The sequence below is a fragment of the Helicobacter mesocricetorum genome (assembly GCF_900198605.1).
GTDB lineage: Bacteria > Campylobacterota > Campylobacteria > Campylobacterales > Helicobacteraceae > Helicobacter_D > Helicobacter_D mesocricetorum.
In genome coordinates this window covers 18,970-30,765 of the sequence record NZ_FZPJ01000014.1, presented here as the reverse complement: position 1 = coordinate 30,765, position 11,796 = coordinate 18,970, and the positions used below count along the sequence as shown (strand labels likewise).

Annotated in this window: 14 protein-coding genes; 4 read left to right on the top strand and 10 right to left on the bottom strand. The window is 36.9% G+C overall.

What is annotated here, in order from left to right; all coding sequences use genetic code 11:
- Positions 1-798: 798 nt before the first annotated feature.
- The gene (locus tag C6H18_RS04040; protein ID WP_104721833.1) at positions 799-1,326 is read left to right on the top strand and encodes a phospholipase D-like domain-containing protein; all 528 of its coding nucleotides are present in this window, start codon (positions 799-801) and stop codon (positions 1,324-1,326) included.
- Here C6H18_RS04040 and C6H18_RS04035 read toward each other — a convergent pair.
- The gene (locus C6H18_RS04035) at positions 1,323-2,129 is read right to left on the bottom strand and encodes a TatD family hydrolase (RefSeq protein ID WP_104721845.1); all 807 of its coding nucleotides are present in this window, start codon (positions 2,127-2,129) and stop codon (positions 1,323-1,325) included. The two genes, C6H18_RS04040 and C6H18_RS04035, sit on opposite strands and share 4 nt — an antisense overlap.
- Before the next feature lie 63 nt (positions 2,130-2,192).
- Between C6H18_RS04035 and ribE the strand changes: the two genes are divergently transcribed.
- Positions 2,193-2,807, top strand: a complete 615-nt coding sequence (gene ribE, locus C6H18_RS04030; protein ID WP_104721832.1) for a riboflavin synthase — start codon at positions 2,193-2,195, stop codon at positions 2,805-2,807.
- Positions 2,807-3,097 (top strand): EscU/YscU/HrcU family type III secretion system export apparatus switch protein, encoded by a 291-nt coding sequence (locus C6H18_RS04025; protein ID WP_233704049.1) that lies wholly within the window; start codon positions 2,807-2,809, stop codon positions 3,095-3,097. The genes ribE and C6H18_RS04025 overlap by 1 nt, the downstream gene beginning before the upstream one ends.
- A gap of 44 nt (positions 3,098-3,141) precedes the next feature.
- Here C6H18_RS04025 and pseH (C6H18_RS09415) read toward each other — a convergent pair whose 3' ends face one another.
- Complete coding sequence (gene pseH, locus C6H18_RS09415) at positions 3,142-4,311, bottom strand: UDP-4-amino-4,6-dideoxy-N-acetyl-beta-L-altrosamine N-acetyltransferase (protein WP_158654866.1); 1,170 nt, start codon at positions 4,309-4,311, stop codon at positions 3,142-3,144.
- Positions 4,312-4,362: 51 nt separating this feature from the next.
- On the opposite strand from pseH (C6H18_RS09415), the gene C6H18_RS09705 reads away from it, so the two are divergent.
- Positions 4,363-4,485, top strand: coding sequence for a hypothetical protein (locus tag C6H18_RS09705; RefSeq protein WP_267891866.1), 123 nt, complete (start codon positions 4,363-4,365; stop codon positions 4,483-4,485).
- Positions 4,486-4,530: 45 nt separating this feature from the next.
- On the opposite strand, the gene pseH (C6H18_RS04010) is transcribed toward C6H18_RS09705, so the two are convergent.
- The 8 genes from pseH (C6H18_RS04010) to aspS all read right to left on the bottom strand — a co-directional run bounded on the left by pseH (C6H18_RS04010) (position 4,531) and on the right by aspS (position 11,672).
- Positions 4,531-4,992 carry a UDP-4-amino-4,6-dideoxy-N-acetyl-beta-L-altrosamine N-acetyltransferase gene (gene pseH / locus C6H18_RS04010; protein ID WP_199770120.1) on the bottom strand — a complete coding sequence of 154 codons (462 nt, stop codon included), beginning with the start codon at positions 4,990-4,992 and terminating at the stop codon, positions 4,531-4,533.
- Between the two features lie 3 nt (positions 4,993-4,995).
- On the bottom strand, positions 4,996-5,742 hold the full coding sequence (locus tag C6H18_RS04005) for a cytochrome c biogenesis CcdA family protein (RefSeq protein WP_104721829.1): 747 nt from the start codon (positions 5,740-5,742) through the stop codon (positions 4,996-4,998).
- 2 nt (positions 5,743-5,744) lie between these two features.
- Entirely contained in the window at positions 5,745-7,019 is a 1,275-nt protein-coding gene (locus tag C6H18_RS04000) for a TRAP transporter large permease (protein ID WP_104721828.1), read from the bottom strand.
- A gap of 1 nt (position 7,020) precedes the next feature.
- Complete coding sequence (locus tag C6H18_RS03995; RefSeq protein WP_104721827.1) at positions 7,021-7,632, bottom strand: TRAP transporter small permease; 612 nt, start codon at positions 7,630-7,632, stop codon at positions 7,021-7,023.
- Positions 7,633-7,648: 16 nt separating this feature from the next.
- Positions 7,649-8,692, bottom strand: a complete 1,044-nt coding sequence (locus C6H18_RS03990; RefSeq protein ID WP_104721826.1) for a DctP family TRAP transporter solute-binding subunit — start codon at positions 8,690-8,692, stop codon at positions 7,649-7,651.
- Between the two features lie 117 nt (positions 8,693-8,809).
- Positions 8,810-9,328 carry an inorganic diphosphatase gene (ppa, locus tag C6H18_RS03985; protein WP_104721825.1) on the bottom strand — a complete coding sequence of 173 codons (519 nt, stop codon included), beginning with the start codon at positions 9,326-9,328 and terminating at the stop codon, positions 8,810-8,812.
- A gap of 10 nt (positions 9,329-9,338) precedes the next feature.
- Entirely contained in the window at positions 9,339-9,911 is a 573-nt protein-coding gene (locus C6H18_RS03980) for an adenylate kinase (protein ID WP_104721824.1), read from the bottom strand.
- 9 nt (positions 9,912-9,920) lie between these two features.
- On the bottom strand, positions 9,921-11,672 hold the full coding sequence (gene aspS / locus C6H18_RS03975; protein WP_104721823.1) for an aspartate--tRNA ligase: 1,752 nt from the start codon (positions 11,670-11,672) through the stop codon (positions 9,921-9,923).
- Positions 11,673-11,796 lie beyond the last annotated feature (124 nt).

Sequence of the window (11,796 nt, the reverse complement as noted above, 5' to 3'; positions counted from 1 at the left end):
TCCTCTTTTATATCCTCTTCAATGCTATTTTCCTCAATATCATTTTCTTTGGGAATATCTAACGAATCTTTATCTTCTGCTTCTTCTAAATCGCCTGTATTATCATCTTGTGCTAAGGTATCTAATCCTAAGTCATCATCTAAATTTTCTTCAGGAATATTTAAATCTAAATCATCTGTTTCTTCAGAGGAGTTTTCTAAATTATTATCAAGTTCCAAATCCGCTACATCTAAATCATCATCTTCGCTATCTTTTTGATTAAAAAGCCCTTTAACCTCATCAACATCATCCTTATCTAAAATCTGCAAACTCTCTAACTCGTGTATATCCTCACTCAAATCCAATTCTGCAGATTCCCCACGAATACCCCCAAAAGGTTGTTTAAAATCATCGGGCGTTATACCAGAAATCTTTACTAAAATATCAAACAAATCTGTAGGCAAAAATGGCTTTTGGATATATTCATCAAAACCTGCAACCTTCTCACTATTCTTAGCATACAATAAACTAATCTTGGCATTTGGAAAATTTTGCTTATAAGTATCAATAAGCCCACTATCATAACATTCATCATCAATAAATACAATTTCAGCTTCCAAAGCTACATCTATGCCTTGACTCTCTATTAATTCAAAATTTGCTTTTGCGACACTTAATGCAACAAGTTTTGCAATAATAGGGTTCTTATTGATTAAATATACTTTCATTGAACACTCCACTCCATAGAACTTCTTAAAGGTTTTTAGAATATGTTAAAATTTTAACAAGTTATATCTTAAGTTTTACAAGGAATTTACAATGTTCAAAAAAGTTTTATTGCTTTTTTTGCTACCCCTCTCTTTTGCCCTTAATGCCCAAAATCTCTATTTTATGCCAAAGGATCAAGAAATCGCCCTCAAGGAACTCATCAAGGTTATCAATAGCACTCAAAGCAACTTAAATATCGCTATTTATAGCTTTACTAATAGAGAAATCGCTAAAGCTATTCGTGATGTCGCCAAAAGGGGTGTAAAAGTGCGTATCATCTATGATAAAAGCTCCAATTCAGACCCCAATAAATCCACTATTGGCTATTTAGCAAAGCTTAAAAACATACAAACCTGCTTGCTAGAGGGCAAACCTTCCTCAAATAACAAATACAAAGGTCTAATGCATATGAAAATGGCAATTAGCGACAACAAAGCCTTAGTTATTGGCTCTGCGAATTGGTCTAAAAGTGCGTTTGAAACCAATTACGAAACCCTATTTATCTCAAAGGACAAAGCACTTATCCGAAAATCCCAACAAATCTTTGAAGAAATGTTTAAAGAATGCAAAAAATATTAGGCGATTTTAAAGCTCTCCCCAAAGAGATTTTGCGTGTTATGATTGATTTGTTCTACAAGCCTCTCTTTAGGGATCGCCAAAATCTCACTCATTTTTTCTAAAACTAAAGGGATGTAAGAAGGCTCATTCCTCTCCCCCCTATGAGGATGAGGAGTAAGATAGGGAGCATCTGTTTCTAAGAGCAAAGACTGCAGAGGAATCTTTGGCAATACTTCTACTAATTTTCTAGCGTTTTTAAAAGTCAAAACCCCACCAATACCATAATAAAAACCATATTTTGCCAAGCTTAGAAGCTGGAAATCTGCATTAAAGCAGTGCAAAACTCCTCCTTTTAATACTTTAGCATAAGTCAATAAAATCTCTAAAGAATCCAAAGAAGCGTCCCTAATATGCACGATAAGAGGTTTTTGAACTTCAATGGCTAATTGAATTTGAGCGATAAAAACCTTTTTTTGTAACTCTTTCAAAGCTTCAAAACTCTCTAACCCCATCTCTTGCAGAGATTCTTCCACACGATAATAATCCAATCCACACTCGCCAATAGCTACACATTTCTCATCATCAACAAAGCCTTGAATAAAGTCTTTGTCATAAAGATGTGCATAACTAGGGTGAATCCCTGTGGCAAAATACACTCCCTCATACTGGTGCGATAAACTTTGAGCCTTTTTTAAATCATCAGGATGAGCCGCTGGAATCACAAAACGTGTGATTCCCGCCCCCAAAGAGCGTTTAAGCACTGCCTCAAAATCTTCATCATATCGGGAACTATCTAAATGACAATGTGTATCGCAAAGCTGCATCATTGCTATTCCTTGTAGGTTTTTGTGATAAAATTTTAATCATTTTTTACTTAAAGGAAATCAATGTTTACAGGTCTAGTAAGAGAGTTTGGATGTGTTAAAGGATTCCAAAACAACTGCTTAAGACTTGAGGCTAAACACCAGCCCAAAATCGGAGATAGCATTGCTGTCAATGGTGCTTGTTTAACCGTGATTGAAGTGTTTAATAAGGGTTTTGTTTTAGAATTAAGCGAAGAATCCCAATCCAACCTCGCCCTAGAAACCTACCAAAACCTTGTCCATATCGAACCTGCAATGACCTTATCAGATAGATTAGATGGGCATATCTTACAAGGGCATATTGATAGCATTGGAGAGATTATAAAAATCATCCCTCACAAAATCGGCACCGATTTTTTTATCCGCACCAACGCAGAAATCTTAGAACTCTGCATCCCTAAAGGAAGCATTGGAATTAATGGCATTAGCCTCACCATTAATGAAGTTTTTAAAGATTCTATTCGGCTAACACTCATTCCCCACACTCTCCAAACCACACTTTTTAAAACCTACCAAATAGGCACTCGTGTCAATATCGAAACTGATATATTCGCTAGAATCCTACACCATTTCTTAAAGCGTAAAAACTCCTCCTCTCTCACTTGGGAGCAAGTCGATACCATTTTAGGAAGCTATTAATGAAATCTACACAAATGAAATTTACACAAAAGGCTGTCGCTCTAGCTTATGAGCAAAACAAACACAAAGCACCTAAGGTTTTAGCCAAAGGAGAGGGGCTACTTGCACAAAGAATCATTGACAAAGCCAAAGAATACGATATTCCGCTCTTTCAAAGCAAGGCTTTGGTAGATTCTCTTATAGATTTAGAGATTGATGAGGAGATTCCACCTGAACTCTACCAAGCAGTCGTTGAAGTTTTTATTTGGCTTTATAAAACAGAATCCAAAGCCCAAATAAGCAAAAAATAATTCCAACTTTAAGATTAATCTTGCCATATTAATCCTATATTCCTCTATCTCTGCAAAGACATCTCTAGCACTTCTTTGCCCTTAACAAATTTTGTAGCATTCACCAAAAACCCAAATTTTTTATGCAGATTAATCACTGCTTTATTGCTACAAAACACCTCCAAACATAATTTTTTTGCACCCAAAACATTAAAAGTATAAAACAAACCAATCTGCTCTAATACCCTCCCAATCCCGCTAATATTGAGGTTTGGATTAACAAAGAATCCAAACTCCACCTCCCCATAACCCTTAAGATTAAAATTAATACTTCCAATTATTTGGGAACAGAATCTAAGAATAAAATATTGCCTTTTGCAATCAAGCTTTAAAGATTCTAAAAAGGCAAAATGCTCCTTAAGCGAAATAGTATGCTGGTTATAAAGCTGTGATTTCACACGCCTATCATTGCGGTATTTTAAAATCTCTTTCTGCTCACATTCTTTTAAATCAATATAGTTTTCAAGCTCCAAGCAAATGGTATTAATTACTCTATTATTAATTACTCCATTAATCCCCCCCCCCCCACTAGATGTCGTAAAATCAGGATAAATTTTTAGGATAAACTTCTTGCCCTCTTTATAAAAAAATGCAGGAAATTCCTCATTGCTAACAATCCTTAAAAGATTAAATTGCGATTCTAGGCTTTTTGTAATATCTAGCTCACTATCTTTGGGGGTTCTTTTAGGATAGAAACTCTCCTCCCCTCTTTGCATTCGTGGCTCTAAGGCAGGATATTTATCCAAAAACTCCAAACACATACTCTGGCACATCTTAGCCTGTTTCTGACGCAACTCCTCATAAAGCTCTAGCCCATTTAAAAACAAAGTCTTTTGCAAATAAATATCCCCACTATCAACGCTTGTATCAGCTCTAAAAAGACTAAAGACAATCTCCTGACTTCCCTCTAAAACCTGCCAAAACAAGGGAGACCAACCCTTACCCTTAGGGAGGTTTGAAGCGTGAATCACAAGATTATGTTGATGTTGTTTTAAAAACTCACTAGAGAGGATTTGGTGGTAAGAGAGAATAAACACTAGGGTATAAGAGTGCTTAAAATCCTCACAAGAAAAATACAAATCACATTGGGGAATCTGTCTTTGTAGCTCTTTAGCATAAGGGATAAACCATTGATTAGGAGAGGTAAGGATTGCGATTTTTAGCTCACTTTGCATATCACCCCTTTGCAAAAAGAACTAAAGATTTGCATTTTTAAAACTTGCAGAGTGCGAGAAAACCGAGAAAATATTGTAGAGAAAAACATTATGGGTAAAAATATTATGCAAGAGAAATTTATAAGGGTGAAATTTATGGGGAAAAAATTTATAGCCAAAGATTCTACATTATGAGAATATTTTATTTTATGGATTGCATATATTTTTGCAACTAAGTCATTATTTGCCCCCCCCCCCGCTTGATAACACAAAATAACTCATTGCTTCATCCTTTTTGCTAAAATTAAAGCCATAACGCAAATAAAGGCTAATGGCTTTGGTATTGATACTTAATGCTCTAGCATAGAGATGTTTAACCTCTAAAGTTTGAAAAGCATAGTCTAGTAAAGTTTGCATTAAAAGCCCTCCAAACCCCTTTAAATCAGGGCTTTGATACATTCCAAACTCACAAGATTCCTCGCAAATATCCACAAAATCAATCACGCCTATGGCTGTATTGTCTTGAAAGACTAAAAAATATCTTTTGCTGAAATCCTCTTTTAAAGATTCTAAAAACTTCAAATGCTCCTCCCAAGAAAACACTTGGGATTTCATAAATTTTGCTATATTTTTATGCGTTCGCCAACGATAAACTAGGTTTTGCTCTTGAGTGTTTAGCTCCACAAAATCCTTTAACACCATCACCTAGAATCTCTCCATAAGATAAGCAGAAACAAAAGCCATTTGCCCGCTTGCTACTAAGATTCCAATCAATATCAACAATCCACCACAAATCCATTCAATCCACCTAAAATAGGCTTTGATTCTATGAAAATACCCAAAGATATAGCCTAGCAACACTGCACTAAGCAAAAAGGGAATCGCAAGTCCTAATGTATAAATACTCATCAAAAACATTCCTCTATCGCTCTCTAAACTTGCTAAAGAAATGATTCCTGCCAAAATCGGACCCACACAAGGAGTCCAACCCAAAGAAAAGCTAACTCCCAATAAAAAAGGTGCGAAAAAGTCTTTCAAAAATAAAATTTTTATCTCTTTTTGGAAAAAGCTTTTTTGATAATTCAAAAAAGGAATTGGAAAGATTCTTGTAATATGCAATCCAAAAAGTATCAAAATTCCTCCAGCGACATAAGCCACATAAGGGCTTAGTAAAATCCCTCCTGATAGGATTCTAGCCGCAACTGCACCAAGCAAAATAAACACAATTGCCATTCCACAAACAAAAAATAAAGCACTCCTTAAAATCCCTAATCTCTCTTGAAAAGACAATCCTTCATTATCTTTTAGCTCCTCTAAAGAGCGATTAGAGATATAAGAGAGATAAATAGGCACTAAAGGCAAAATGCAAGGACTAACAAAAGTCAAAATTCCCGCTAAAAAGCTAATCACAAAAGGTGCTTTATCAAAAAAAACAAGGAGAGATTCTTCCATAATTATCCTATTAAATTTGGCAACCAAAGAGAGATTGCTGGTATATAAGTGATAAGCCCCAATCCAAGCAACAAAACGCATAACCAAGGAATCACCGACAATGTTACATCTTTTAGATTAGACCCGCTTAGAGAACTCGCCACAAACAGATTTAACCCAACAGGAGGCGTTAGCATACCAAGCTCCATATTTACAACCATTACAACCCCAAAGTGAATAGGATCAATGCCTAATTGCACCGCAATGGGTAAAAGCAAAGGAGTCATAATCAAAATCACCGAACTAGGCTCCATAAACTGCCCCATAACAAACAAAATAACATTGACAAAAATCAAAAATATCCACCAGCTCATATGGATACTTAGTAAATATTCTGCAATCATATGAGGAATGCGTTCGCTCGTTAAAAAATGCGCAAAAACAACCGCAAATCCAATGATTAAAAATATCATAGAGGTCGTAATAGCCGCATCAAGAAACACCGAATAAAGATCTTTTATCTTAATATCTTTATAAACAAACACCGAAATAATAAAAGCATACACCACGCTAATCCCCGCTGCCTCTGTGGCGGTAAAAATCCCTGCGTAGATTCCTCCAATAATCACCACAATAATAAGCAACGCCCAAAAGGCATTTTTAAACTTCTCCCATCGCTCCTTTAGGCTTGCAGGGCTAGTTGCCTTAAACCCAAGCCTTCTAGCACCAAAATAGGCATAAAGCATCATCATAGCACCCACCATTAATCCGGGAATAACCCCTGCCATAAAAAGCCTCTCAATAGAAACTTCCGCAGTAACTCCATAAACAATCATCACCACAGAAGGCGGAATAAGTATCCCCAAACTCCCCGCTGAAGTAATAGCACCAATCGAATAACTCTTAGGATACCCCGCTTCTTTTAGGGCAACAAACATCACCGAGCCAATAGCAACAACCGTCGCAGGAGAGCTTCCACTAACAGCAGCAAAGATAATACAAGCCAAAATCGCACTCATAGGAAGCCCACCGGGCAAATGCCCTACAATGCTTTTTGCAAAATCCACGATTCTTTGTGCGGAACTTCCCTTACTCATCAAAGAACCCGCCAAAATAAACATAGGAATCGCAATAAATGTAGGCTTTAGTCCATTAAACATAATCTCTGGCACGCCCAAAATATCATAAGAGCTAAAAAGCACCATCGTAACGACCGCACTCACACCCAAGCAAATAGCAACAGGAACACCAAGTAGCAACAATAGCAATAAACTAAGAAATAAAAAAGCAATACTCATATTAATCTTTAATCACACTATCGTGTATCATCTCTTTTTCGGCATTTTTCACGACTTTATGGGCTTCCATCCAAGAGACTTCATACACCTTTTCGCTACTGCGATAAGTCGCCCCCAAAAATGCGATGGGGAGACAGAGCAAAAACACCCACAAAGGGACATTATGCAAGGCTTCACTCATATATCCAATCTCATAATTTAAAACACACACCATCAAACTCGCATAAAACATAAAAAACAAAAATACACAAGACAATAAATGCGAAAAGATTACACAAGTTTTAGCCAAATAAGGAGGAAACTTCTCAATAAGCGTTGTAACAGAGATATGCACTCCTTTTCTAAAGCCATAAGCGGATCCAAAAAATGCTGACCACAAAAAGCAATACCTAGCCACTTCTTCTGCCCAAGTGAGTGAGCCAATATCCGGATAAAATCCAGCGATATATCGCACACTCACATTTAAAGCCACAATAACAATGCCAAATGCCAAACCAAAAACAGCGACACTTTTGTTAATCCCTGCAATGATTCTATCAAGGCTTTTAAAAAATCCCCCAATCTTTGGATTATGGTGAATCCAAAGAAAAATCTTTTGCAAAAACAATAGCATTTTTAAAAAACTACTTTCATTGAATCTTTAAAGTTTTTTCAATCAAGTCTTTATCCACTAAATCATAAAATTTGGGATAAATCGCAATCATTACCTCTTGCCATTGCTGTCTTTGCTCTTTGGTTAGCTCAAAAATTTGAGTTTTGACTGTATTATTACTTTTGAGCTTTTCAAACAAGATTTTTTCGTCTTTTTGGGCTTCTTCTCGATTAAGAATCGTCGCTTCATTGATTGCCTTTTTGACAACTTCTTGTAAATCCTGTGGCAACTCTTGCCAAAACTTTTCACTCGCCACAACTAAAGAGCCTAAATAGCCGTGATTAGAAATAGTCAGAGAATTTTGTACTTCATAGAATTTTGAGTTATAAAAATTAGCAAGAGGATTTTCAGCGGCATCCACAACCCCGGTTTGCAAAGCCGAATACACTTCCCCAAAGGGCAAAACTTGCGGAATAGCCTTAATGGCTTTGGTTTGCTCTTCGATAACCTTAGAACTCATAATCCTCATTTTTTGCCCCTCTGCATCACTTGGCAGAACGATTGGCTTTTTATTACTACTAAAATGCTTAAACCCTGTATCCCAATAATCAAGTGCGACATAGCCTTTTTTAGCAATCACTTCCTTAAGAGCTTCGCCTACTTCCCCATCCATAACCTTATGCAAATGTTCTGTATCTTTAAACAAAAAAGGAATATCCCAAAAGTTAAACTCTTTGGCAAAAGGCGTAAATTTAGAAAAGCTTGGAGCTGCCATTTGGATATTATTACGTTTTAATTCTTGAAAAATCTTATCATCATCGACTAATTGCGCAGAGGGGAACACATATACTTTGATTCTCCCCTCACTTAGCTCTTCCACCCTTTTAGCAAAGAAATCTGCGGCTTTACCTTTGGGGGTATTGACATTTACTACGTGAGAAAACTTCACTTCATAGACCTGTTTAGAATCTACACTCTTAGCACTGCGATTATCCCCTTGATTGCTTCCTTGATTATCTCCTCCACAACCCACAAAAGCAAAGGCTGCCACTAAAGCTGCCATTAGTAATTTTGTTTTCATACACTATCCTTAAAACTAAATTTGTATCATTCTACACAACTTCTACAAAAAACAAAAAGATTCCGCACTAGTTTTGTAAAATTCTCATTTCTAGGATTACTTCTTGAAACTATCGCATTATTTATAATTGGCAATTGCTCTTTGTAAAATCTCTTTTGCGCTTTGCAAATCTTGATATTCCTTAACCTTAACCCATTTGTTAGGTTCTAACATTTTATAGGTTTCAAAAAAGTTTTTGATTCTATCTAAAGTGATTTTTGGCAAGTCCTCCAAACCTTGAATCTTCTCATATCTTGGATCAATCTTAGAAATAGGCACAGCAAGAAGCTTCTCATCTAAACCACTTTCATCCTCCATAATCAAAACGCCAATAAGTCTAGCCTTAATCACGCTTCCTGCTTGAAGCGGATACTCATTTAGCACAAGCACATCTGCAGGATCTCCATCATCACTTAGGGTATTTGGCACAAAGCCATAATTAGCAGGATAAAACATCGCACTATACATTACCCTATCGACAACCACCGCTCCACTCTCTTTATCGATTTCATATTTGATATTGGATCCATAAGGAATCTCAATCACGACATTAAGCTTATCTGGATTGATTCCAACTTCGATTTTACTTAAATCCATTTTTTCTCCTTTATATTTTACTTTTGATATAAGATTCCATATCCGCTACAATCTCTTGAATACTTCTCTCGCCATTAATCTTATGCAAAACACCCTTTTTAGCATAAAAGTCTTGAATCTCCTTGAGCGGCTCTAAATACACTCGCATTCTGTTTTTAAAAACCTCAACATTATCATCCGCACCCCTTGCGCGTCCTAAAACCCTATCACAAGCTGTCTTTTCACTCACCTCTACTTCAATCACACTTGCAAGCTCAATCATATCCTTATCCCTTAAAATCTTGTCAAGCTCTATCATCTGCTCCACACTTCTAGGGTATCCATCAATTAGCACAATATCTTTAGGTGCATTTGCAATAGCCTCTACAATGGTTTCTACCACAATCTCTAAAGGCACAAGATTCCCTTTACTCGTAAAGTCTTCAATAAGCTTTCCTTTCTCGCTCCCACTTGCAACCTCTGCCCTTAAAAGCTCTCCTGTGGAATAATGCACCATTTCTTTAGGATTATTCTTACTAATCACTTCTGCATCCGTTGTTTTCCCGCTCCCCGGCGATCCGATAACTAAAAATAATTTTTTCAATTTAACTCCTTATTTTTTGGTTTCTCTCACTCTAATGTGCAACTCTCTTAATTGTTCCTCACTTGCTGCACTTGGAGCATTTGTCAAAGGGCAAGTCGCTTTTTGGGTTTTGGGGAAAGCAATCACATCTCGGATAGACTTAGCATTTGATAAAAGCATAATGATTCTATCTAGCCCAAAGGCTAATCCCCCGTGTGGAGGAGCACCAAACTCCAACGCCTCTAAGAGAAAGCTAAATTTTTCTCTAGCCTCCTCTTGGCTTATCCCTAAAAGCTCAAAAACTTTATTTTGAATCTCTTTTTTATGGATTCTGATACTTCCTCCACCGATTTCAAAACCATTTAAAACCACATCATAAGCGACAGATTGGATAGCAAAAATATCCTCGCTTTCTATATTTTTTGGCATTGTAAAGGGATGATGCAAGGCAGAGATAGAGCCATCTTCATTTTTCTCAAACATCGGAAAATCCACAACCCACAAAAACTCATAAGAATCTTGATTAATCATTCCCCTATCAAAGGCGATTTTTTGACGCAATCGTCCCATATAATCCCACACGACCTTTTTCTCTCCCGCACCAAAGAAAATAATATCTCCAACCTCTGCCCCCACTCTTTTTAAAAGCTCCTCTAAAGCTACTTCAGAGATAAATTTCACCAAAGGACCCTTAGCACCCTCTTCTTTAACTTGAATGTAAGCCAAGCCCTTTGCTCCAAACTTTCGGACAAATTCTTCGGCTTCTGCTAAGGTTTTACGACTAAAGAAATTATCCCCACCTTTCACGCACAAAGCCTTAAAGCGGTTTTTTTCACTCTCTTTGGCAATGGAACTAAAAATCTCATTATTAGAATCTACAAACAAATCCCCCACTTCTACCAAAGGCAACCCAAAGCGTAAGTCGGGTTTATCGCTCCCATAAGTCTCCATAACTTCCGCATAAGAGTATTGTTTAAAAGGTCTTTGAATAGAGATTCCACAAGCTTTAAAAATAGATTCTAAAACCCTCTCGGCTACTTCTATTACATCCTCTTGATGACAAAAACTCATCTCTAAGTCAATTTGGGTAAATTCTGGTTGCCTATCAAGCCTCAAATCCTCATCTCTAAAGCATTTTGCAATCTGAAAATATCTATCAAAACCACCCACCATTAAAAGCTGCTTAAAGAGCTGGGGGCTTTGAGGAAGTGCATAAAACTCCCCACGATGCACACGACTTGGCACGAGATAATCCCTTGCCCCTTCAGGAGTAGCTTTGGTTAAAATTGGGGTTTCTATCTCTAAAAACCCTAAATCACTTAAGGTGTTTCTTGTAGCTTGAGCCACCTTACTTCTAGTGATAAAAATCTCTTGCATTCTTGGATTTCTTAAGTCCAAATAGCGGTATTTTAGGCGAATATCCTCTCCAACGCTTTCATCCCCGACACTAATAGGCGGGGTAAGGCTTTTGTTTTCTATCACTAGCGAACTTACCAAAATCTCTATCTTTCCTGTTTTTAGCTTAGGATTTTCTAGCCCTTCCCCTCTTTTTCGCACTACCCCAACGGCTTTTAAAACAAACTCATCCCGCACTTCACTAGCGATATTATGAGCTTGGGCATAATCTTTTGGATCAAAAACAAGCTGCACGATTCCACTTCTATCACGCAAATCAATAAATACAATTCCACCGTGATCCCTATAGGTATTACACCATCCACAAACGCTTACTTCCTCTCCAATATTTTGCTCATCTATCTCCGCACAATAATGGCTTCTCACAATATCTGCTCCTAAAATTTACAAAAATAATTCTGCGATTGTAGCAAAAAAACTTACAAGTTTTCATTAGTATTTTGCCCTCTCTTTAAAAACTTTAATCCAACAAATCTGGTATAATATTTGC